We start from the raw sequence: 21,730 nt of genomic DNA, 5'->3' as shown, positions 1-21,730 counted from the left end.
AGGAGCAACGCATGAAAGGTCTGCTCGATCTTTTCAAGCAGTTCACGCCGGACGAACACTTCGACGCGATCAAGATCGGGCTCGCTTCGCCCGAGAAGATCCGGTCCTGGTCCTTCGGCGAGGTCAAGAAGCCCGAGACGATCAACTACCGCACGTTCAAGCCCGAGCGCGACGGCCTGTTCTGCGCCAAGATCTTCGGCCCGATCAAGGACTACGAGTGCTTGTGCGGCAAGTACAAGCGCCTGAAGCACCGCGGTGTGATCTGCGAGAAGTGCGGCGTGGAAGTCACCCAGACCAAGGTGCGCCGTGAACGCATGGGCCACATCGAACTGTCGGCTCCGTGCGCGCACATCTGGTTCCTCAAGTCGCTGCCGTCGCGTCTGGGCCTGGTGCTCGACATGACGCTGCGCGACATCGAGCGCGTGCTGTACTTCGAGGCCTATGTCGTGGTCGACCCCGGCATGACGCCTCTGAAGAAGTTCTCGATCATGAGCGAGGACGACTACGAGACCAAGCGCCGCGAGTACGGCGACGAGTTCGTCGCGATGATGGGCGCCGAGGGCATCAAGAAGCTGCTCGAGGAGATGGACATCGATGCGGAGATCGACAAGATCCGCAACGACATGACCGGCTCGGAGCTCAAGATCAAGAAGAACTCGAAGCGCCTGAAGGTGCTGGAGGCCTTCAAGAAGTCGGGCATCAAGCCGCAGTGGATGATCCTCGAGGTGCTGCCGGTGCTGCCGCCGGACCTGCGTCCGCTGGTGCCGCTGGACGGCGGCCGCTTCGCGACCTCCGACCTCAACGACCTGTACCGCCGCGTCATCAACCGCAACAACCGCCTGGCGCGCCTGCTGGAGCTGAAGGCGCCCGAGATCATCGTGCGCAATGAAAAGCGCATGCTGCAAGAGGCGGTGGACTCGCTGCTGGACAACGGCCGCCGCGGCAAGGCGATGACCGGCGCCAACAAGCGTGCGCTCAAGTCGCTGGCCGACATGATCAAGGGCAAGAGCGGCCGCTTCCGTCAGAACCTCTTGGGCAAGCGCGTCGACTACTCGGGCCGCTCGGTCATCACGGTGGGCCCGACGCTCAAGCTGCACCAGTGCGGCCTGCCCAAGCTGATGGCGCTGGAGCTGTTCAAGCCGTTCATCTTCAGCAAGCTCGAGGCGATGGGCATCGCCACGACGATCAAGGCGGCGAAGAAGGAAGTCGAGGCCGGCACGCCGGTGGTGTGGGACATCCTCGAAGAGGTGATCCGCGAGCATCCGGTGCTGCTGAACCGCGCACCGACGCTGCACCGTCTGGGCATCCAGGCGTTCGAGCCGGTGCTGATCGAAGGCAAGGCCATCCAGCTGCACCCGCTGGTGTGCGCGGCGTTCAACGCCGACTTCGACGGCGACCAGATGGCCGTGCACGTGCCGCTGTCGCTCGAAGCGCAGATGGAAGCGCGCGTGCTGATGCTCGCGTCGAACAACGTGCTGTTCCCGGCCAACGGCGAGCCCTCCATCGTGCCGTCGCAGGACGTGGTGCTGGGCCTGTACTACGCCACGCGTGAGCGCGTCAACGGCAAGGGCGAGGGCATGGTCTTCACCGACGTGGCCGAGGTGCAGCGTGCGCTGGACAACGGCGTGGTCGAGCTGACCGCGAAGGTCAGCGTGCGCCTGACCGAGTGGAGCAAGGACAAGACCACCGGCGAACTGGTGCCCGAGACCAAGATGGTCGAGACGACCGTCGGCCGCGCGCTGCTGTCGGAGATCCTGCCCAAGGGCCTGCCTTTCGCGCTCATCAACAAGGCGCTGAAGAAGAAGGAGATCTCCAAGCTCATCAATGCCTCCTTCCGCCGTTGCGGCCTGAAGGAGACGGTGGTGTTCGCCGACAAGCTGCTGCAGGCCGGCTTCCGCCTGGCGACGAAGGCCGGCATCTCGATCGCCATCGACGACATGCTCGTGCCCAAGGAGAAGCACGCCATCATCGAGCGCGCCGAGAAGGAAGTGAAGGAGATCGAGCAGCAGTACGTCTCGGGTCTCGTGACCGCCGGCGAGCGCTACAACAAGGTGGTGGACATCTGGGGCAAGGCCGGCGACGAGGTGGGCAAGGTGATGATGAGCCAGCTCGCCAAGGAGAAGGTGGTCGACCGCCACGGCAAGACCGTCGAGCAGGAGTCGTTCAACTCCATCTACATGATGGCCGACTCCGGTGCCCGGGGTTCTGCCGCCCAGATCCGCCAGCTCGCGGGCATGCGGGGGCTGATGGCCAAGCCGGACGGCTCGATCATCGAGACGCCGATCACGGCGAACTTCCGCGAAGGCCTGAACGTGCTGCAGTACTTCAACTCCACGCACGGCGCCCGCAAGGGTCTGGCCGACACGGCGTTGAAGACGGCGAACTCGGGCTACCTGACCCGCCGCCTGGTGGACGTGACGCAGGACCTGGTGGTCACCGAGGACGATTGCGGCACCGAGCACGGCTTCGCGATGCGCGCGCTGGTCGAGGGCGGTGAGGTGATCGAGTCGCTGCGCGACCGCATCCTGGGCCGCGTGGCGGCGACCGAGGTGCTGCACCCCGAGACGCAGGAGGTCATCATCCCGGCCGGCTCGATGCTGGACGAGGATGCGCTCGATCTCATCGAGCAGGCCGGCGTCGACGAGGTGAAGGTGCGCACGCCGCTGACCTGCAACACGCGCTACGGCCTGTGCGCCAAGTGCTACGGCCGCGACCTCGGTCGCGGTGGCCTGGTCAACGTCGGCGAGGCGGTGGGTGTGATCGCCGCCCAGTCGATCGGTGAGCCGGGCACGCAGCTGACGATGCGCACGTTCCACATCGGTGGCGCGGCGACCCGTGCCGCTGTGGCCTCCAGCGTCGAGGCGAAGTCCGACGGCCTCATCGGCTTCAACACGACGATGCGCTACGTGACCAACGGCAAGGGCGAGCTGGTGGTGATCTCGCGTTCGGGCGAGATCATCATCTCCGACCAGCACGGCCGCGAGCGCGAGCGCCACAAGGTGCCGTACGGCGCGACGCTGAACGTCAAGGCCGATCAGGCGATCAAGGCCGGCACGGTGCTGGCCAACTGGGACCCGCTGACCCGTCCGATCATCACCGAATTCGCCGGCCGCGCGAAGTTCGAGAACGTCGAGGAAGGCGTCACCGTCGCCAAGCAGGTGGACGAGGTCACCGGTCTGTCCACGCTGGTGGTCATCGACCCGAAGCGGCGCGGCGCGGCCAAGGTGGTGCGTCCGCAGGTCAAGCTGGTCGATGCCAACGGCAACGAAGTGAAGATCCCGGGCACGGACCACTCGGTGACCATCGGCTTCCCGGTGGGCGCGCTGATCCAGGTGCGCGATGGCCAGGATCTGGCCCCGGGCGAGGTGCTGGCGCGCATTCCGGTCGAAGGCCAGAAGACGCGCGACATCACCGGCGGTCTGCCCCGTGTGGCGGAGCTCTTCGAAGCCCGCTCGCCGAAGGACAAGGGCATCCTGGCCGAGATGACGGGTACCGTCTCGTTCGGCAAGGAGACCAAGGGCAAGGTGCGCCTGCAGATCACCGACCCGGACGGCAACGTCTGGGAGGAGCTCGTGCCGAAGGACAAGAACATCCTGGTGCACGAGGGTCAGGTGGTCAACAAGGGCGAGCTGATCGTCGACGGCCCGGCCGACCCGCAGGACATCCTGCGTCTGCTGGGCATCGAGGAACTGGCGCGCTACATCGTCGACGAGGTGCAGGACGTCTATCGTCTGCAGGGTGTGAAGATCAACGACAAGCACATCGAGGTGATCGTTCGCCAGATGCTGCGGCGCGTGCAGATCGTCAACCCGGGCGACAGCCACTACATCTCGGGCGAGCAGGTCGAGCGCTCGGAGCTGTTCGACACCAACGACAAGCTGCGCGCCGAGGGCAAGATGCCCGCGACCTACGCCGACGTGCTCCTCGGCATCACGAAGGCCTCGCTGTCCACCGACTCGTTCATCTCCGCGGCCTCCTTCCAGGAGACCACCCGCGTGCTGACCGAGGCGGCCATCATGGGCAAGCGCGACGAGCTGCGTGGCCTGAAGGAGAACGTCATCGTCGGTCGCCTCATCCCCGCCGGTACGGGCCTCGCGTTCCACCAGGCGCGCAAGGCCAAGGAGGAGATGGACGAGCAGGAGCGCCGTGCCATCGCGATGCAGGAGGCGGAAGAACTCGCAGCGGTGCAACTCTCGCAGTTGGGCGACGACGACACTTCTGCTCAGTGATGAACGGCTCCGGGGCGCGGGAAGCGCTCTGCGGGCACCCTGAGAAAGGCGGCGCGAGCCGCCTTTTTTCTTGTTCGTTGAGGTCGTACTGCGGCGGGGGGAGCGTCCGGCCGGTGGGGAGCCTGCGGGCTTCGGCCCCTCGCGGGCGGCCACCGAGCGGGGCGGGAGGTGGGCCTCGTCAACACGAGCCAAGTGGCTCACCCGTCAGGACACCGCGAACCAGGGCCTACGCCCGCAGGCACGCCCACCGGCCTTGGGGGGCGGCGGTGGGGTTCGTAGAGGTTAGAGGTGGTACTGCGGCGGGGGGGAGCGTCCGGCCGGTGGGGAGCCTGCGTGCTTCGGCCCATCGCGGTCGGCCACCGAGCGGGCGGGAGGTGGCCTCGTCAACACGAGCCAAGTGGCTCACCAGTCAGGACACCGCGAACCAGGGCCTGCGCCCGCAGGCACGCCCACCGGCCTTCTAGGGGCGGTGGTGGGCTTCGTAGAGGTTAGAGGTGGTACTGCGGGGGGTGGAGCGGCAGGCCGGTGGGGAGCCTGCGTGCTTCGGCCCCTCGCGGTCGGCCACCGAGCGGGGCGGGAGGTGCCTCGTCAACACGAGCCAAGTGGCTCACCAGTCAGGACACCGCGAACCCAGGGCCTGCGCCCGCAGGCACGCCCACCGGCCTGCGACACGGCGGGTGGCATGCGAAGAAGAGAAAGAGAACGGGTGACCAGCACCGACGGGTGTGGGGCCCCGACCCTCCGCACGCCTGAGCGAAGGGCAGGCCGGTGCCCGAGCGGCAGGGGGTGGGTGGTGGGGGCGATTTCTCGGGCGGCGAGGAGCGCAGGGGCTCGGGTCAGCGCGCGCCAGCGCGCCACGTCCTCATACTCGCCGCCGATGTTCGAGCGCAGCGAACGCAGTGAGCGCAGCGAGTTCGGCGGCGGACCCGAGCCCCGCGGGGCCCGACCGCTCGAGCATGAGCCCCCGCCGCCCACCCCCTGCCGCGCAGCGCTCCACCTTTCGACCACAGAGGCGGCGAGACAAACTCAGCCCTCGGACCCGGGCGCTTCTTCCTCGGCAACGTCTTGCAGTGGCAGGGCCACGCGCAGCTCAGTGCCGCCCCCCGGGGCCGGGCCGATGTGGAAGCTGCCGTGGAAGGCATCGACGCGGTGCTTCATGCCGCGCAAGCCGTGGCTCTTGAGCTTGGCCCGCGAGCCGGCGCCCAGACCGACGCCGTCGTCACGCACGCGCAGGTGCAGTCGTTGGCCGTCACTGTGCAGGTGCAGCTCGACCCGGCGAGCCTGCGCATGCTTTTGCACGTTGGTCAAAGCCTCCTGCACGAGGCGGTAGATCGCGATGCTGCGCTCGGCATCGAGCGTCAAGTCCTCGGGCAGTTCGCGTTCGATTTGCAAGGCGCCGAGCGACTCCACTTCGTCGGCTAGCGCCTCGAGGGCGGCGACGAGCCCCAGGTTGCGAAGGGCCGTCGGCACGAGGCCCTCGATCACCCGCCGCTTGAGCTGCACGCCGCGCTCGAGGGTGTCTTGCAGGCGCTTCAGGCTCGCCAGGGCCCACTCGCGCGGCTCGAGCTGCTTGCGCAGCAGCATGCCCACGTCCATCTTGCTCGCCGTGAGGATGGCTCCCAGCTCGTCGTGCAGTTCACGCGCGAGGCGGCTCTTCTCCTGCTCGGCCAGGTGTTGCAGGTGCGTGGCCAGCTCCGACAGCTCGCGGGTGCGCTGCCGCACCTCGCGTTCCAGGCGGTCGCGTTCCTCCTGTAGACGCTGGCCCATCCGCAACTCGGCGTCCAGTTCGGCCCGGTACGTCTGCAACAGCAGCACGAGCAGCCCGACGCCCGCCGCGATCGCGCCGAGCGTCAGCCAGCGCTGGCGACGCAGTTCGGCGCTGGCGGCTGCCTCCGCGCTCGCCAGCCGTTGCCGCTCGCGTGCAACCAGCGCCCCCAGCGCTTCTCGCAGGGCACCGTCGCTCACCGGGTTGGGGTGCAGCTGGACGTTGCGGACATCGCCCGGCGGGGCTGCCGCGCGGGCCTGGTCGAGACGCTCCACCTCCTGGCGCTCGGCTTCCACATACCGCGCGACGACGGCCGCGTCGCTGCCGCCCCCGCTCCAGCCGCCCATAGCCGCCAGGCGCGCGTGCGCCTGCACCACCTCCTGCGACGCGGCGCGGTGACGGGCCAGGCTCTCGGGCGAGCCGGTGAGGATGTACTCCGCCTGCGTCGCGTCTACGCGCGCCGCGAGGAACGACAGGTTGTTGAGCTCCTGCAAAACCTGGCGCGAGTTCTTGAGGGCCGCGTAGCTCTCGTCGATGCGCTGGTAGCCGCGCTCCGTCATCCAAAGCATCGCGGCGCCGAGCAGCAGGGTGAGCGGCAGCGACAGCTTGAGCACGGCCAGGCGCCGCAGGATCTGCGCGGGCACCCGGCCGGAGCGTGCGGCGGCGGCCTCGATCTCGGCCTGCGCCTTCCGTAGCCGTGCGAGGAACTGTTGCCAGCGCGACCGCGCCAGGCCCGGGCGTTCGCCGCCGGGATCGGAAGCGGGGGGCAGGGGACGCGAGGGCTCGTTCATGAGACGGGGGGTGTCAGTGCCTTCCGACGATGCCGCGCGGCGCCTGGCGGACAGCGCAGCACCCGATGGGTTTCTACCATGGCTGCATGGACGGTGCGTCTGCCGATGCGGGCACCGTCGATCGGAACGAAGGGCCGCCGGGCGGCCCCCTGAAAGGAGTGCAACATGCTCTATTACGCTGCAGTGTTCTTCGTCATCGCGCTCATCGCGGCGATGTTCGGTTTCGGCGGCATCGCGGCGGGCGCGGCAGGCATCGCGAAGATCCTGTTCTTCGTGTTCGTCGCCCTCACGGTGATCTCCTTCCTTGCGGGCTTGTTCCGCCGCGGGGGGTGACGCCCGGCTCGGGCCCGGGCGTAGGAGACGCCGAGGCGGGGCGTGTCCACGCCTGCGACTCCGGGCGCCCGGACGGCGGGCAGGCACGCCGCATGCCTAGAGCCAGTGGCGGTGGCCGGCAGCGTCCGGCCGCCGGGCCCCGCGCCGGTGGCGCGGCTCTTCCTGACGTGCGGAGAAATGGCAATGAAACAACGTTGGTACGCGGTGGTCGCGCTGTTGCTCGTCTCGGCCTTCGGCCTGTCGGCCTGCAACACGGTGCAGGGCATGGGCAAGGACGTCGAAAGAGGCGGTGAGAAGGTGCAAGACGCCGCCGAGCGGACGAAGCAGAAGATGTGAGAAGGGGCCGTCCCGTCTGCGCTTCGGCGGGTGCGGGCGGCCGGCTTTGCCATCCCAACGAGGGTGCTCCCATGACGACGCCTCGCCCCACTGGGCACGGTGCTTTGACGTCGCCGTCCGCCTCGTGCCAGACTCGGTTTTCCCCGTCCACGAAACCGCAGATGGAGCGCAAACGTATCCTGCTCGCCGACGATCACCAGATCGTGCGTGCGGGCCTCAAGCAGATCATCGACGCGGAGCCCGACATGGTGGTGGCTGGCGAAGCGGCCACCAGCGCCGAGGCCCTCACGCTGCTGCGCGAAGGCCACTGGGACCTGGTGCTGCTCGACATCTCGCTGCCCGATCGCACGGGGGTGGACACGCTGCGGCTGATCCGCAACCACCTCGGCGACATCCCGGTGCTGATCGTGAGTGCCTTCCCCGAGGAGCAGTACGCGATCAACCTGCTGCGGGCGGGCGCGAACGGCTACCTCAAGAAGGACGCGGATGTCGACGAGATCCTGCGCGCCATCCGGGTGGTGCTGCAGGGCCGCCGCTACCTGAGCCCGACGGCCGCCGACCTGGTCGCCAGCCGCCTGGACCAACCCGGCGCCGGGCCGGCGCACCAGGACCTCTCCGAACGGGAGTTCCAGGTGCTGTGCAAGCTGGCGAGCGGCATGTCGGTCACGCAGATCGCCGAGGAGCTGTTCATCAGCGTCAAGACGGTCAGCACCTACCGCAGCCGCCTGCTCGAGAAGCTCAAGCTGAGCAGCAACGCGGAGCTGACCTACTACGCCGTGAAGAACGGGCTGATCCAGTGATGCGCGTGGGGGCCTGCTCCTTTGCGTCGGGCGACCGCCTACAGACAGCGACCGTCGCCTGGGGCTACTCTCGGGCCCGGGTCGTGAGAGGAACGCTCTCGCGGCTTTGCTGGAACAGGTGCCATGAGTGCTTCCGTGCGGACCGACGACGCTGCCGACGTTCTTGCCGCCCCGGCGGCGGTGCAGGTCCTCGTGATCGAGGACTCGGCGCTCATTCGGGAACGCCTGCTCGACCTCATCGGCAGTTGCGAGGGGGTCCAGGTGACCGCGCAGGCCGAAACCGAACGCGAGGCGCTGGCCGCGCTCGAGGCGGGGCACTTCGACGCGGTGGTGGTGGACCTGCAATTGCGCGAGGGCAGCGGGTTCGGCGTCTTGCAGGCACTGCGCCAGCGGGTGCCACGGCCTTTGACGCTGGTGTTGACCAACACCAGCACGCGGCCCATCCGCGAGCGGTGCCTGGCGCTCGGCGCCCATCACTTCTTCGACAAGTCCAACGAATTCGATCAGGTCGCGGCTGCGCTGGAGGCGATGCGCGACCATCGCGCGGGCCGCTGAGGCATCCCGGCCGCACGCACACAGGAGAACCGCATGTCCTACGACGCCGACACCCCCCGCCGCCGCTACTTCTCGGATGACAGCGTCTCGGCGCTGCAGCGCGAATGGGCTGACTTGCGCAAGGACGTCAACGAAGTGCTGTCCAAGCCGGAGGTGGCCAAGCTGCCCGAAGTGCGCGCCCTGAAGGACCGGTTGCAGGAGGCCTTGCGCAGTGCCAGCGACACGGTGGCCGATGTCTCGCACGGCATCGGCAAGCAGGTGCGCTACACCGCGAGCGCGGTGGACGAGTACGTGCGCGACCGCCCCTGGAAGTTCGCGGTGGGCGCCGCGGCGGTGGGCCTGGTGGTGGGGCTGTTGCTCGGGCGTCGTCGTTGAGTCGTCCTGGCGCGGTTCAGAGGCACGGGCGCCCGGCCCTCATCGCAGCCGCCGGTGCTCCAGGCAGGGCAGGCGGCGCCGCACCTCGTCCAGCCGGGCCGGGTCGAGCACGGCGGTGACCACGCCTTCTTGCTCCGGCTGCTGCGCCAGCACTTCGCCCCAGGGATCGACGATCATCGTGTGGCCCCAGGTGCGGCGGCTGTTGTCGTGCAGCCCCCCTTGCGCCGGGGCGATCACATAGCATTGGTTCTCGACCGCCCGCGCCCGCAGGAGCAGTTCCCAGTGCGCGCGGCCGGTGGTGTAGGTGAAGGCCGAAGGCACCGCGATCAGTTCGCACGGCGGGTGCATCAGCGCGCGGTACAGCTCCGGGAAGCGCAGGTCGTAGCAGATCGACAGGCCCACGCGCCACTGACGCTCGCCATCGTCCGCCAGGAACGACTGCGGCGCGTCGCCCGCGACGAGCACCGCCCCTTCGTCGTAGCGCCGGGGCGCGCCTTCGCCCGGCTCGTCATAGCGGAAGAGATGGATCTTGTCGTAGCGTGCGACGGGTGCGCCGTCCGGCCCGTACACGAGGCAGCTGTTGGTGAGCCGGGTGGGGTCGCCGGTGCGAAGCGGCAGCGAGCCGGCGATGAGCCACACCGAGAGCTCCGCTGCCAGGCCGGCCATGAGCCTCTGGGCGGGGCCGGCGCCCGGCGCCTCGGCGATCTCGAACTTGTCGGTGTCCGCCCGGCCCATGAAGGCGAAGTTCTCGGGCAGTGCGACCAGCTTCGCGCCCGCGGCGGCGGCCTCGCGCACGAGCGCCTCGGCACGCTGCAAGTTGTGCTCGAAGGAGGTGGAAGACACCATCTGGACGGCGGCGATCCTCATCGTGCTTCTCCTTGCATCTCGGGGCCGCGCTCTTGGCGCGCGAGTTCGGGGCGCACCGGGCCTTCACCGGTGCCCGTGCCCGGGCCGGGCCGGCGCCGCACCGCATCGACCTTCGGGTCCGTCCACGTGCCCGTCACGTGGAACTCGCGGGTGCTGGCCTCGGCCAGGGGCTTGCGCAAGAACCACTGGGCGAGGAAGGTGCCCAGCCCGATCGCGGGGTTGATGACTGCGTAGGCGAGGGAGGCGGTGCCGGCATTGATCTCGGGCACCACCACCACGCGCAGGTCCTGCGTCTCACGATCGATGTCGGTCTGCCCTTCCATCAGCACGGCGGCGGTGACCCCCCGCAGCCGCAGGTTGTTGGTGCGCGCCACCCCGCTTTCGATACGCACATCACCGGTGAAGGCGTCGAACGCGAAGCCTTCCTGGAACACGTCGCGGAAGTCCAGCGTCAGGCGGCGCGGCAGCGACTGCAGGCTCAGGATGCCGGCGAGCTTGGCGATGCCCGGGTCCGCCTTGAGGAACTGGCCGCGAGCGACATCGATGTGGAACTCGCCGTCCAAGGTGGAGTAGTCGAGGGCCAGCGGCGAGCCGAGCCAGCCGATGCGTCCTTCCAGCTTGCCCTTGCCGCGCCGCACCACCTGCTTCAGCCCGAAGCGATCCAGCAGCGCCCCGGCATCGGCGATGTCGAGCTCGAAGTCGAGGTCGGTGCGTCGGCGGGCGCCCGTGCCCTGGGCGCCGCGCCAGGTGCCGGTCGCGCTCAAGCGCGCATCGGGTGTGGCCACCACCAGCCGTTCCAACCGCCATTCGCGGATCTCGCCGGCGCGGCGGTTGGTGGCCTCCACCTCGACGCGGCCCAGCCGCAGGTCGTGCAGCTGGAAGTCGTCGACCACGATGTCCAGCGAGGGCACCTGGGCGGGCGCCTGATCGAGCAGGCTGTCCACCTCCTCGGCGGCGCTCGCCGGCAGCGCCAGGCGGGACAGCCGCGCATACACCTGGCCGCCGGCACGGCTGCCGCGCCCCTGCGGCGGCCGGTACTCGACGTAGCCGCTCAGTTGCTCGGCGACGAGGTTGGCACGCCACACGTCCTCGTCGCGCGTCAGGCCCGCCACCACCCGCGTCAGCCGGCGCTGATCGACGGTGAGTTCGTCGGCGCGCAGGGAGATCCGGTCCGGCAGAAAGCCGAAGCGGTCCTCTTGTCCGATGGGGCCGCCGGCGCCCGACGGCGTCGCGGCGACGCTCCCCTCGGCCAGACCCTCGAAGCTGGCCGCCACCGCCCGCCAGGCGTCGACGTCCAGACGCGAGGGCTGGATGACGGCCAGGACGCCTCGGGCCGGCGGCTCGACCGGATGCGGCAGGCCGATCGCGCCGGCCAGCACACGCGCGCCTTCGGGGGCGAGTTCGCGCTCGTACTGCGCGTGCAGACGCTGCGCCAGCTCCACGACCAGCCGGTCCCGTGCGGGGCGGCCCTCTGCCGGGGGCTGGGTCTGTTGGGTCTGGACGCGCAGCGGCCAGGAGGCGTCGGCGGACTTGGCCAAGGGCTCGGGCAACTGGATCGCCAGGCCCTGCAGCGAGCTGGTGATCTGCAACTGGGGCACGCCCTCCTGCGTGACATCCAGCGTCGCGCGGTAGGTCGCCTGGCCGCGCAGGTGTTCCGCGAGGTAGGGCAGCCAGGCGATCTCGCGCGCCAGGCGCATGCCCTCGGCGCTCGCGGTGCCCTGGCCCGAGAAGCGCATCGAGCCGTCCTTCTGCGTGCCGCCTTCGAAGCTCGCCTCGCCGCCCAGCACGCGCGCGCTCGCCCCGCGCACCGCAAAGCCCTGGTCGGAGAACTGCACCTGCCCGCGGGCCTGCGTCATCACCGGCGTGTCGGGGACGATCTGCACCTCGTTGCCCAGCAAGGTCACCAGCCCCTGCACGCGCGCCTCGTCCATGCGCGCCAGCGGGATCTGCACGTGGAGCCGCAACTGCGCATCGCCCGTGCCGCGCGCCTTGCTCAGCGCGTGGTGCGTCCACTCGTCCACCGGGGTTTCCTTCACGAACCGCAGCGCATCGGCGAGCGGCCCCTTGCCGTGCCCCTCCAAGACGAGCACCGAGTCGTTCATCAGGTCGGCGATGCCGCCGCGGATGCCCCCCAGCTCGAAGCCGAAGAGCCGCGCCCGCGCGTCCTCGATGCGCATCGAAGTCCGATCGAACACCAGATGCCCCCGCACCTGCGTGAAGGCGGGCCACGGCGCCTGGGTTTGTCCCCGCTCGGCCGGGCCATAGGCGAAGATGCCGTCCTCGATCTGCGCCGCGATGCGGAACTCGCCCTGCCGCGCATCGGCATACGGAAAGTGCCAGAGGTCACCCTTGACACGAAAGTCCACCTGGCGCGCCGTGCCCGCGACCACCGCACGGCGCACGTAGTCGCGCACATCGGCCGGGAGTTCCAGCGGCAGGTAGCGCCAGGTGCGGGCCGCGTCGGCGCGAGACAACCGCCCCGTCAGCTCCAGCACTCCCGGCAGCCGCCCCCCGGGCCCCTCCCCCTCGGGGCCGGTGCCCGTGCGCCAGACCGCTTGGAACTGGCCCTCGGCGTCCGCGTTGGCAAAGCGCGCATCGCGCACCCGCAGCTCCACGGCCGCCGGGCGGGAGAGGTCGCCCGCCGCCGCCCCCCGTGGGCGAGTCAGGGTCCATTCGAGCCTGGCCTCGAGCCGATCGAGCGGGATCTCGGGCTCCTCGAACACACCGGGCAGGCCCAGCGCCCCCTCACGGATGTGGAGCTGGGCCGCCCCGCCGTGCTCGCTGGCCTCGAACTGCAGGTCGGCTCCCGAGAACCCGGGGCGCCCCACGCGCCGCGCGCGCAACTGCGCGTCGTCCAGCGTCTCGGCGGCCAGGTGCAGCCCTTCCACCCGGCCTTGGGCGCGATAAGTCTGGGGCGCGTCGATCGGCCCCTCCCAGCGCACCTGCAGGCCGTGCACGATGCCCGCCGGTGCCAGCGCGGCCAATTCGCGGCGCAAGGCCGAGCCCAGGGGCAACCGCTCGCCCAACCCGGCCAGCAGCGCCAGGTCGAGCCGGTCCGCGCGGAATTCCCCGTCGTGCGCGCCGTCGTCGCTGCCCGCCTTCCAGGTCGCTTGCCAGTCGCTCGCCGGCCACGCGGAGCCGTCCCCGGTGCGAAAGGCGAGCTGTCGTGCCGCGAGCCGGTAGACGTCGCGTTCGTGCTGTGCCTCCAGACGGCCCTCCAGCGAGTCCAGCACGAGCGGGTCGCCGTCCGGCACCAGTTGCGCCCGCACCTCGCGCAGCGCGGCGTCGAGCGTCGCCTCCACCGGGCGGCCGTCGCGCAAGGCCGCCCACAGGCGCAGCGCCCCGGTGCCCGCGTCGAGGCGGAACGGCAAGTCGGTGTACTGCCGCAGCCGTCGCACGTCGACGTGAGGCAGCTCGGCATAGCCCGTCCCGCTCCAGCGCGACACATCGCCGGCCCGGCCGAGCAGGGGGTGGGTGAAACGGCCTCGCAGGGAGAAGCGGTCGCCCCAGTCGGCGGGCGGCGTGGCGTCGAGCCGCCACTCGTGCCGCCGCGAACCCAGGCCACCCCCGTTGCGCAGCACGAAGGTCACGTCCGAGAGCACGAGAGGCTCGCTGCCGCGCAGTTCGTCGATCCAGCGCACGGCCCCTTGCCGCACCACCACCTCGTCCTGACTGAACAGCCAGTCCGCCTGCGCGCCGTCGCCGGGCGAGGACCCGTCGCCGAGCTCCAGCCCGGCCACGCTCCAGCGCCCCTGCGCGTCGCGGCGCACGTCGAGCACCGGCGCATCGAACACCAGTTGGGCGAAGCGCGGCTCCAGGTGGACGAGCGAGCTCGCAGACAGGGCCGCCCGCACCCGGGCGAGATGCAGAGCCACCCGGTTCTCGCGGTCGCGCACCCGCACGTCGGTCAGCTCCAGCGTCGGTACCCACCCGTGAGATTCCACACGGATGCGTCCGATTTGCGCCGGCAGCCCCAACGCTTGTGAGGCGGCTCGTTCGAGGTCGTCTCGCCAGTGGTCGATTCGCGGCAGAATCGCCCAGTGGAGCACGAGCCATGCCACGACGAACAAACCCCACGCCAGCAGCACCAGGCTGCCCGCCACACGCACCGCGATGCGCACCGTGCGCCATGAGGGCGTGAGCATCACGGGAGAGGGAAGCAACGGCATGAGGATGTTCGAACTGCAGACAGCCCCGCCGGGGCGAGGCGCGCTCGTCGCACCGGCCCGGCTCGCCGGTCGGGGCGCGAGGCGCGGCCAATCTAGCACATGGCCGGGGGGGCTCGCGCAACCCACGGCAATCCGCGGACCTCGGTCGCCGGCTCGTCCCGGGGCCTCTTCCGCCTCCTTGTAGACCCGGAGCGCTCACATGGGGTTCCAGGACGCACCGACGCTGCCCCTCGCGGGCGCCGCCGCCGACCACTGCCGCTTCGTCCAGCGCGTCCGCCGCCGGTATGCGGCCGAGCTGGCCCTCCTGCCTCCCGGCTTGCCGACGCGGGAGCGGTTGGAGGCGTTGATCGACACGCTGCTGGCGCAAGGGCGCGACCTGCCTTCGGCCTTGCGCGTGGCGCGCCAGCTGGCCCTGGAGCGCCTGGCGGTGCTGGATGTGGAGGACGCCGCGCCGATGACCGATGTGGCGCGCACGATGACCGAGCTCGCCGAGGTGACGCTCAACCGGGCGCTGGCCGCGGCGCTGGCGGAGCAGGACGAACGCCACGGCGCCCCGATGAACGAGGCGGGCGAGCGCATCGACTTCTGGGTCGTCGGCATGGGCAAGCTCGGCGGGCGCGAGCTCAACGTCTCGTCCGACATCGACCTCGTCTATGTGTACGAGGAAGACGGCCAGACGACGGGCCGTGCCGACGGCGGCGGGCGCGTCTCCGCGCACGAGTATTTCTCCAAGGTGGCCCGCAGCCTCTACGCGCTGATCGGCGACACGACCGAGGACGGTTTCGTCTTCCGCGTGGACCTGGCCCTGCGCCCCAACGGCAACTCCGGCCCGGCGGTCGTCAGCCTGGCCATGCTGGAGGAGTATTTCCTGGTCCAGGGCCGCGAGTGGGAGCGCTTCGCCTGGCTCAAGAGCCGGGTGATCGCGCCGTGGGCGTCCGTCGCCTGCGGCCGTGCCCTGCAACTGCGCGACGTCGTGGTGCCTTTCGTGTTCCGGCGCTACCTGGACTACGGCGTCTTCGAGGGCCTGCGCAGCCTGCACCGCAAGATCCGCGAGGAGGCCCAGCGCCGCGCCGCCGGCCGCCCCGAGCGTGCCAACGACGTCAAGCTCTCGCGCGGCGGCATCCGCGAGATCGAGTTCATCGTGCAGCTCCTGCAGGTCGTGCGCGGCGGGCAGTTCCCGGAAGTGCGCACCCGCTCCACGCTCAAGGCGTTGGAGCGGCTCGCGGCCGTGGGCGTGATGAAGCCCGAGACGGCCGCCAAGCTCGCCGAGGCCTACACCTTCCTGCGGCGGCTGGAGCATCGCATCCAGTATCTGGACGACCAGCAGACGCACGTGCTGCCGACCGCCGACGGCGACCTCGCCTGGATCGCCCGCTCGATGGGCTACGCCTGCAGCCCCGACGCCTGCGGCCTGCTCGACAAGCTGTGCGAGACGCGCGAGCTGGTGGCCCTGGAGTTCGACGCCTTGCTGCACGACGGCCGCAGCCCGGCCGGGGGCGCCGGCTGCCGCAACTGCTCGGCACCGCCCAGCCTGGACAGCGAAGCCTTCTTGGAGCGACTGCCCCCGGCACTGGCCGAGCGGGTACGGCCCTGGGTGCAGTCGCCGCGCGTGCAGTCGCTGCGCGAGGAAACCCGCCAGCGGCTGGCTAAGCTCATCCTGCGTTCGGCGCAAGGGGTGCATGAGGGCAGCTGCCCGGCCGAGGCGGCGATCCGCTTCGTGGACTGGATCGAGCCGCTGCTACGTCGCGAGAGCTACATCGCACTGCTGGTCGAGCGGCAGGAGGTGCACCAACGACTGCTGCGCCTGCTGGGCCTGGCGCGCTGGCCGATGCGCTACCTGATGCGCCATCCAGGCGTCATCGACGAGCTCGCCGACCCGCGCCTCATCTACACGCGCTTCGAGCCCGACGGCTTCCTGCGCGACCTCGAGCAGCGCCACGACGCCTGGGCCCGGTCGGGCCAGGCGGACGAGGAGGCCCTGCTCGACACCTTGCGCCGCGCCCACCATGCCGAGGTGTTCCGCACCCTGGTGCGCGACGTCGAAGGCCACATCACCGTCGAGCAGGTGGCCGACGACCTCTCGGCGCTGGCCGATGCCACCGTCGGCTGCACGCTGCGCTGGGCCTGGCACCACCTGAAGCAGCGGCACCGCGACGAGCCGCGTTTCGCCGTCATCGCGTACGGCAAGCTCGGCGGCAAGGAGTTGGGCTACGGCAGCGACCTGGACCTCGTCTTCCTGTTCGACGACGAGGACGAGCGCGCGCCGGAGGTCTACGCCGCCTTCGCGCGCAAGCTGATCACCTGGCTCACGCTGCGCACGGCCGCGGGTGAGCTGTTCGAGATCGACACCGCCCTGCGCCCCAACGGCAATTCGGGTCTGCTGGTCACGTCGCTCGCGGCCTTCGAGGCGTACCAGACGGGCCGGGGCAGCAACACCGCCTGGACGTGGGAGCACCAGGCCATCACGCGCGCGCGGTTCTGCGCGGGCGACCCGAGCCTGGCGCCCCGCTTCGAAGCCGTGCGCCGAGCGGTCATCGCCGCCCCGCGCGACCTGGCCGCGCTCAAGGGCGAGATCCGCGCCATGCGCGAGAAGGTCCGCGCGGCCCACCCTGTCAAGCCCGACCGCTTCGACGTCAAGCACAGCCGCGGCGGCATGATGGACGTCGAGTTCGCCGTGCAGTACCTCGTGCTGGCCCACGGCGCCACCCATCCCGAGCTGCACGACAACGTCGGCAACATCGCCTTGCTGCAACGCGCCGAGGCCGGGGGGCTGCTGCCCGCCGGGGTCGGCCGCGCAGCCGCCGATGCCTACCGCGAGCTGCGCCGCGCCCAACACCGCGCGCGGCTGGACGAGCAGGCGACGCAGTTCCCCTTGGAAGACTGCGCCGCCCCGCGCGACGCGGTGCTGGCCTTGTGGCGGGCCGTCTTCGACGAGTGAGTCCCGAGGCGGGGGCCCGCGGGGCCGGGGCACCGGCCCGGGCCTGGGTCTCGGTCGCGGCGCTGCTCGCGGTGCTCGCGCTGCTCGGAGCCGGGTTGCCGAGCGACTGGCTCGTCTGGCGGCGTGATGCGCCGCTGCAACTGTGGCGCTGGTGGACGCCCGTCGCAGTGCACTGGACGACCGGGCACCTCGTCGCCAACCTGGCCGGCTGCGCGCTGCTGGGCTGGCTCGGCTGGAGCGCCCGCCTGCCTGCCCATGCCGCCATCGCCTGGCTGCTGGCCTGGCCGTTGACCCACCTCGGCTTGTGGCTCGACGGGCCGGACAGTGCTCTGCAGCGCTACGCGGGGCTGTCGGGTGTGCTCCACGCGGGAGCCGCCGTGGCGGGCCTGGCGATGCTCGCCGATCGCACTTGCGCCGCGATGCGCCTGCTCGGCGCGGCGATGCTCGCGGGGCTGGTGTGGAAGCTGGCCACCGAAAGGCCCTGGGCGGCCGCGGTCACGACCCTCGAAGCCTGGAGCTTTCCGGTGGCCGTGCTCGCCCACGCGACGGGTGCCCTCGGTGGTGCGTTGGCATTCGGGCTCGTCGGGCTGTGCGTGGGGTTTCGGGGGCGGCATCCCGCGCCCGACCCATGACGGCCCCGGCCTCGCGAGGAGCCCTCTTGGATGCCTGGCCCTCGGAGTGACGGCGACCGGCGCGCACGCCCCCCGCCTGAACCCCCCTGGACGGGCTTGTAGCCAGGTGTACAGCCGCGGCTGGAACAACGGCTGCTGCCGATAAGATCGCAGTCGGCCGCACAGAGCCCACCGCTCGCGGCGTTCACTTCCCATGTCGTTCAGCACCCCTTCCCCCGCCGCGCCGGCGACCGAGGCCGTCGCAGCGCCGAGGCCGCCGGCTGAAGCCCTCGATGTGCCGATCGTCACGGGCATCCCTCTGCACGAGGGGGGCGCTTTCAAAGCCTTTCGGCCGCCGTACCCCGTCCGCGTGCTGCCCGGGCGCTTGGCGGAGCGGTCGTGGGGCGCCCGGCCGTGACCGGCTGGTGGCGTCTGGTCGCCGCGCCGGTGCTGCTCGGGGCGGTGGTGGCCTTGGCCGGGCCTCGCGAGATCCTGGGCGCCGTCTGGCGCGCCGACCCGGCCTGGCTGGCGCTCGGCCTCCTGAGCGCCACCCTCGCCAACGTGATGTCGGCGCTGCGTTGGCGGGGGCTGTGCCGCTGGCTCGGCCTGCCCGTGCCCACGCGCTGGGCCATCGTCACCTATTTCCGCGGCGTCGCGGTCAACGCCGTGCTGCCCGGGGCGGTGGTCGGTGGCGACGTCATGCGCGCCTTCGGATTGCAGCGTCTGGGGCACCCCGGCATGGAAGCCGGCGCCTCCGTCGTGCTCGACCGTCTGAGCGGTCTGTGGATGCTCGTCGCCCTGGGCCTCGTCGCGCTCGGTTGGGGCGCCGGCACGCCGGAAGCCGAGCGGCTGTTTTCGCGCTGGCCGCAGTGGGCGGCGCTGCCTTGGCGCGAGCTCGCCTGGGCGCTCGCCGCCGCACTGGTCCTGGGCCCGTGGATCGTGCTGCGGTTCGCTGCGGGCCGGCTGCGCGCGCGCCCCTCGGTGGCACGCTGGGTGGAGGCCATGCACCACCCCCACGCGGGGCGCCGGTATGCGGCGCAGGTGGTGTATTCGCTCGCCGTGCAGGCCCTGTCGGTGCTCACACTCGGCTGCGCTGCACAGGCCGTCGGCCAGACGGTGCCCGCCTGGGCGCTCACCGCGGCTGCGGTGCCGATCTTCCTGATGGCCACCCTGCCGGTGAGCTTCGGCGGCTGGGGCACGCGCGAAGCGGCAGCGGTCGTGTGTCTCGGCGTGCTCGGGGTGCCGGCGCACGCGGCCGTCACGATGTCCGTCATCTATGGCGTCTATCCGCTCGTGCAGGCAGGGTTCGGCTTGCTGGCCCACGGCCCCGCGAGGGCGCGGTCCTGAGCGCCCGGTTGTCGCACGCGCAACACCCGGGGGCGCCGCGATTGCATAGACTTCGCGCACCTACACGAGGAGACATTCCATGCTGGTCCTGTGCGGTTTCTCGCTCTCCAACTACTACAACAAGGTCAAGATGGCGCTGCTCGAAAAGGGCGTGCCCTTCACCGAGGAGTTGTGTCCCACCGGGCGGCCCGAGATGCTCGAGCACTCGCCGCTGGGCAAGGTGCCCTTCATCCGCACCGAGCAGGGCTCCCTGTGCGAGAGCCAGGTCATCATGGAATGGATCGAGGCCCGCTGGCCCGATCCCGCCCTGATGCCGCGCGACCCCTGGGCCGCCGCCAAGGTGCGCGAGCTGATCGTCTTCATCGAGCTGCACCTCGAGCTCGTCGCACGCGAGCTCTATCCTCAGGCGTTCTTCGGCGGCACCGTGAGCGAGCGCAGCCAGGAGCGTATCCGCAAGCTGCTGGACAAGAACATCGCCGGTTTCAAGCGCCTGGCCCGCTTCTCGCCCTATGTGGCCGGCGATGCGTTCACCCAGGCCGACTGCGCCGCGTTCGTACACCTGCCGCTCGTCGCGCTGGCGACCAAGTCCGTCCTGGGCGCGGACCTGCTCGCCGAGCACGGCGTCGACTGGAAAGCCTACACACGCTTCATCGGCGAGCGCCCCAGCGCCCAAAAGGTGACGGCCGACCGCAAGGCCGATCAGGAGCGTGCGGCGGAGCTCGCGGCCCAGGGCCGCGCCAAGGCCTGAGGAGGCTGTCCGGCCATCAGCCCGATGGCAGCGGCGAGCACTGCCGCCGGTGGGCTGAACCGGCCGGTGCGCTCCCCCCTTCGTCCGGCGGGTTCCACCGGGCCGGGGTGGCGATGCGAAGCCCCAGGCGCGCCGCCCGCCCTGCCAGTCGCAGCACCGCACGGTCCTTGCTCAGCAGCCAGTGCGCCTGCGCGGCGAAGGCCAGATCCAGGAACTTCTGGTCGTCCGGGTCCGTGCACCGCAGGCGAGCCGGACTCAGGCCCTCGGTCCAGGCCACCGCGTGCCGCTGCCAGCGGCGCAATATCGCGTGCGAGTCGCCGACCCGGGCGGCGAACTGAGGATAGGCCAGCACCCGGCGCAATTCCTCCAGCATCTCGGCGGTGGCCAGGCACAGCACCGTGCCTTCTTCGATGGCGCGACCCAGCCGGGCGACGGCCGGGTCCTCGAAGACCAGCCAATCCAGTAGGACATTCGTGTCCAGCACGAGCCGGGCGCGAGCCGTCATCGCAAAAGGAGCCTCTCTCTAGCAGGCTGTGGAGGTTTGCGCAAGGGCGTTGCTTGCGGCAGGTAGGGGGCCGAAATATAATGGAGGGCTTTTCGGCGGATTCCGCGGGGCATTCTATTGCCCAATGTCTGCTTCGCCCTGGCGCCTCGGGTCGGTTTTTCGAGCTCCTCTTGCGAGCGGGCGGAGCCGGTCGGCGGTGGCCCGGGCGGTCGTTGCGGTCATCCGGGGTCGGTCGGGAAAGAACAGTCACGTAACTTCAAACGGGAACAAGTTACCCATGCCAACCATCAACCAACTCGTGCGTCAAGGTCGCAAGGCCGAGATCACGAAGTCCAAGTCGCCTGCGATGCAGAACTGCCCGCAGCGCCGCGGCGTGTGCACCCGCGTCTACACCACCACCCCGAAGAAGCCGAACTCGGCGCTGCGGAAGGTGGCCAAGGTGCGCCTGACCAATGGCTTCGAGGTCATCTCCTACATCGGCGGTGAGGGTCACAACCTGCAGGAGCACAGCGTCGTGCTCGTGCGCGGCGGTCGTGTGAAGGATCTCCCCGGTGTGCGCTACCACATCGTGCGCGGTTCGCTGGACCTGCAAGGCGTCAAGGATCGCAAGCAGGCGCGCTCCAAGTACGGTGCCAAGCGTCCCAAGAAGGCCTGATCGGTCAACTGGTCGTCACGGTCTGCGGCGATGCTGCAGGTCCGGACATGTGGCGGCGGCCCTCGGGTCGTCGAGTAAGTGGGTGGCCCCTGAGGTGGTGGCGCCCGCGGTGCGGTGTGCGGCAAGCGCCCGCGCCAACTGAAGTGAAAGAAGGTGAGTCATGCCTCGTCGTCGCGAAGTTCCCAAGCGTGAGGTCCTGCCGGATCCCAAGTTCGGCAACGTCGATCTGTCCAAGTTCATGAACGTGATCATGGAGTCCGGCAAGAAGGCCGTGGCCGAGCGCATCGTCTATGGCGCGCTGGACCAGATCGAGAAGAAGTCCGGCAAGGAGCCGCTGGAGGTCTTCCTGACCGCGCTCAACAACGTCAAGCCGCTGGTGGAAGTCAAGTCCCGCCGCGTCGGTGGTGCGAACTACCAAGTTCCCGTGGAAGTCCGCCCCGTCCGCCGCGTCGCACTGGCCATGCGCTGGCTGAAGGAGTCGGCGCGCAAGCGCGGCGAGAAGTCGATGAGCCAGCGCCTGGCCAACGAGCTGCTCGAGGCGGCCGAAGGTCGCGGCGGCGCGATGAAGAAGCGCGACGAGGTCCACCGCATGGCCGAGGCCAACCGCGCCTTCTCGCACTTCCGCTTCTAAACCTGTAAGCAAAGCCCCTCGGCTGCCCCGTCCGGTCCACGAGACACGCGGGGCGGCCTTTGTATTTGGAGTGAC

16 protein-coding genes are annotated in these 21,730 nt (G+C 70.3%); 12 read left to right on the top strand and 4 right to left on the bottom strand.

The genetic code is table 11. The annotated features are described in order from the left end of the window. The first annotated feature begins 11 nt into the window (after nt 1–11). The gene (gene rpoC, locus OMP39_RS13625; RefSeq protein WP_264892293.1) at nt 12–4,229 is read left to right on the top strand and encodes a DNA-directed RNA polymerase subunit beta'; all 4,218 of its coding nucleotides are present in this window, start codon (nt 12–14) and stop codon (nt 4,227–4,229) included. Nucleotides 4,230–5,255: 1,026 nt separating this feature from the next. On the opposite strand, the gene OMP39_RS13620 is transcribed toward rpoC, so the two are convergent. Then, on the bottom strand, nt 5,256–6,785 hold the full coding sequence (locus OMP39_RS13620; RefSeq protein WP_264892292.1) for a sensor histidine kinase: 1,530 nt from the start codon (nt 6,783–6,785) through the stop codon (nt 5,256–5,258). Between the two features lie 165 nt (nt 6,786–6,950). Here OMP39_RS13620 and OMP39_RS13615 point away from each other — a divergent pair, with 165 nt between their 5' ends. The 5 genes from OMP39_RS13615 (at nt 6,951) to OMP39_RS13595 (ending at nt 9,184) form a co-directional block, all read left to right on the top strand. Then, the gene (locus OMP39_RS13615) at nt 6,951–7,118 is read left to right on the top strand and encodes a DUF1328 domain-containing protein (protein ID WP_264892291.1); all 168 of its coding nucleotides are present in this window, start codon (nt 6,951–6,953) and stop codon (nt 7,116–7,118) included. A gap of 183 nt (nt 7,119–7,301) precedes the next feature. Further along, nucleotides 7,302–7,454 carry an entericidin A/B family lipoprotein gene (locus OMP39_RS13610; protein ID WP_264892290.1) on the top strand — a complete coding sequence of 51 codons (153 nt, stop codon included), beginning with the start codon at nt 7,302–7,304 and terminating at the stop codon, nt 7,452–7,454. Nucleotides 7,455–7,615: 161 nt separating this feature from the next. Next, on the top strand, nt 7,616–8,254 hold the full coding sequence (locus OMP39_RS13605) for a response regulator (RefSeq protein WP_264892289.1): 639 nt from the start codon (nt 7,616–7,618) through the stop codon (nt 8,252–8,254). Between the two features lie 123 nt (nt 8,255–8,377). Further along, on the top strand, nt 8,378–8,809 hold the full coding sequence (locus OMP39_RS13600) for a response regulator (RefSeq protein ID WP_264892288.1): 432 nt from the start codon (nt 8,378–8,380) through the stop codon (nt 8,807–8,809). A gap of 33 nt (nt 8,810–8,842) precedes the next feature. After that, nucleotides 8,843–9,184, top strand: a complete 342-nt coding sequence (locus OMP39_RS13595) for an ElaB/YgaM/YqjD family protein (protein WP_264892287.1) — start codon at nt 8,843–8,845, stop codon at nt 9,182–9,184. 39 nt (nt 9,185–9,223) lie between these two features. Here the strand turns inward: OMP39_RS13595 and OMP39_RS13590 are convergent, their stop codons facing one another. Together OMP39_RS13590 and OMP39_RS13585 are read right to left on the bottom strand one after the other, a co-directional pair. Further along, nucleotides 9,224–10,051 carry a carbon-nitrogen hydrolase family protein gene (locus OMP39_RS13590; protein WP_264892286.1) on the bottom strand — a complete coding sequence of 276 codons (828 nt, stop codon included), beginning with the start codon at nt 10,049–10,051 and terminating at the stop codon, nt 9,224–9,226. Continuing rightward, on the bottom strand, nt 10,048–14,220 hold the full coding sequence (locus OMP39_RS13585; RefSeq protein ID WP_264892284.1) for a YhdP family protein: 4,173 nt from the start codon (nt 14,218–14,220) through the stop codon (nt 10,048–10,050). The genes OMP39_RS13590 and OMP39_RS13585 overlap by 4 nt, the downstream gene beginning before the upstream one ends. Nucleotides 14,221–14,419: 199 nt before the next feature. Between OMP39_RS13585 and glnE the strand changes: the two genes are divergently transcribed. From glnE to OMP39_RS13565, 4 genes are all read left to right on the top strand, one after another. Beyond that, nucleotides 14,420–17,158, top strand: coding sequence for a bifunctional [glutamate--ammonia ligase]-adenylyl-L-tyrosine phosphorylase/[glutamate--ammonia-ligase] adenylyltransferase (gene glnE, locus OMP39_RS13580; RefSeq protein WP_264892282.1), 2,739 nt, complete (start codon nt 14,420–14,422; stop codon nt 17,156–17,158). Continuing rightward, nucleotides 17,155–17,790 (top strand): rhomboid family protein, encoded by a 636-nt coding sequence (locus OMP39_RS13575; protein WP_264892281.1) that lies wholly within the window; start codon nt 17,155–17,157, stop codon nt 17,788–17,790. The genes glnE and OMP39_RS13575 overlap by 4 nt, the downstream gene beginning before the upstream one ends. Before the next feature lie 393 nt (nt 17,791–18,183). Then, nucleotides 18,184–19,116 (top strand): lysylphosphatidylglycerol synthase transmembrane domain-containing protein, encoded by a 933-nt coding sequence (locus OMP39_RS13570; protein WP_264892280.1) that lies wholly within the window; start codon nt 18,184–18,186, stop codon nt 19,114–19,116. Nucleotides 19,117–19,195: 79 nt separating this feature from the next. Then, a complete protein-coding gene (locus tag OMP39_RS13565) occupies nt 19,196–19,864 on the top strand; it encodes a glutathione S-transferase (protein ID WP_264892279.1) in 669 nt (222 codons plus the stop codon). 16 nt (nt 19,865–19,880) lie between these two features. On the opposite strand, the gene OMP39_RS13560 is transcribed toward OMP39_RS13565, so the two are convergent. Beyond that, a complete protein-coding gene (locus OMP39_RS13560; RefSeq protein WP_264892277.1) occupies nt 19,881–20,369 on the bottom strand; it encodes a putative toxin-antitoxin system toxin component, PIN family in 489 nt (162 codons plus the stop codon). 277 nt (nt 20,370–20,646) lie between these two features. On the opposite strand from OMP39_RS13560, the gene rpsL reads away from it, so the two are divergent. Then, the gene (gene rpsL / locus OMP39_RS13555; RefSeq protein WP_264892275.1) at nt 20,647–21,024 is read left to right on the top strand and encodes a 30S ribosomal protein S12; all 378 of its coding nucleotides are present in this window, start codon (nt 20,647–20,649) and stop codon (nt 21,022–21,024) included. 160 nt (nt 21,025–21,184) lie between these two features. Next, complete coding sequence (gene rpsG / locus OMP39_RS13550) at nt 21,185–21,655, top strand: 30S ribosomal protein S7 (RefSeq protein WP_264892274.1); 471 nt, start codon at nt 21,185–21,187, stop codon at nt 21,653–21,655. Nucleotides 21,656–21,730 lie beyond the last annotated feature (75 nt).

Source organism: Schlegelella aquatica (assembly GCF_026013905.1).
GTDB lineage: Bacteria > Pseudomonadota > Gammaproteobacteria > Burkholderiales > Burkholderiaceae_C > Caldimonas > Caldimonas aquatica.
Note: the sequence above shows the minus strand (reverse complement) of the source record. Positions and strands in the feature narration are given on the sequence as shown.

What these genes read in the sequence shown, in the direction of transcription:
- rpsG (WP_264892274.1), top strand. Translation starts at nt 21,185, where the DNA reads ATGCCTCGTCGTCGCGAAGTTCCCAAGCGTGAGGTCCTGCCGGATCCC.
- OMP39_RS13595 (WP_264892287.1), top strand. Translation starts at nt 8,843, where the DNA reads ATGTCCTACGACGCCGACACCCCCCGCCGCCGCTACTTCTCGGATGAC.
- OMP39_RS13585 (WP_264892284.1), bottom strand. Translation starts at nt 14,220, where the DNA reads ATGCCGTTGCTTCCCTCTCCCGTGATGCTCACGCCCTCATGGCGCACG.
- OMP39_RS13565 (WP_264892279.1), top strand. Translation starts at nt 19,196, where the DNA reads ATGCTGGTCCTGTGCGGTTTCTCGCTCTCCAACTACTACAACAAGGTC.
- OMP39_RS13610 (WP_264892290.1), top strand. Translation starts at nt 7,302, where the DNA reads ATGAAACAACGTTGGTACGCGGTGGTCGCGCTGTTGCTCGTCTCGGCC.
- rpoC (WP_264892293.1), top strand. Translation starts at nt 12, where the DNA reads ATGAAAGGTCTGCTCGATCTTTTCAAGCAGTTCACGCCGGACGAACAC.
- rpsL (WP_264892275.1), top strand. Translation starts at nt 20,647, where the DNA reads ATGCCAACCATCAACCAACTCGTGCGTCAAGGTCGCAAGGCCGAGATC.
- OMP39_RS13615 (WP_264892291.1), top strand. Translation starts at nt 6,951, where the DNA reads ATGCTCTATTACGCTGCAGTGTTCTTCGTCATCGCGCTCATCGCGGCG.
- OMP39_RS13600 (WP_264892288.1), top strand. Translation starts at nt 8,378, where the DNA reads ATGAGTGCTTCCGTGCGGACCGACGACGCTGCCGACGTTCTTGCCGCC.
- OMP39_RS13590 (WP_264892286.1), bottom strand. Translation starts at nt 10,051, where the DNA reads ATGAGGATCGCCGCCGTCCAGATGGTGTCTTCCACCTCCTTCGAGCAC.
- OMP39_RS13605 (WP_264892289.1), top strand. Translation starts at nt 7,616, where the DNA reads ATGGAGCGCAAACGTATCCTGCTCGCCGACGATCACCAGATCGTGCGT.
- OMP39_RS13560 (WP_264892277.1), bottom strand. Translation starts at nt 20,369, where the DNA reads ATGACGGCTCGCGCCCGGCTCGTGCTGGACACGAATGTCCTACTGGAT.
- glnE (WP_264892282.1), top strand. Translation starts at nt 14,420, where the DNA reads ATGGGGTTCCAGGACGCACCGACGCTGCCCCTCGCGGGCGCCGCCGCC.
- OMP39_RS13620 (WP_264892292.1), bottom strand. Translation starts at nt 6,785, where the DNA reads ATGAACGAGCCCTCGCGTCCCCTGCCCCCCGCTTCCGATCCCGGCGGC.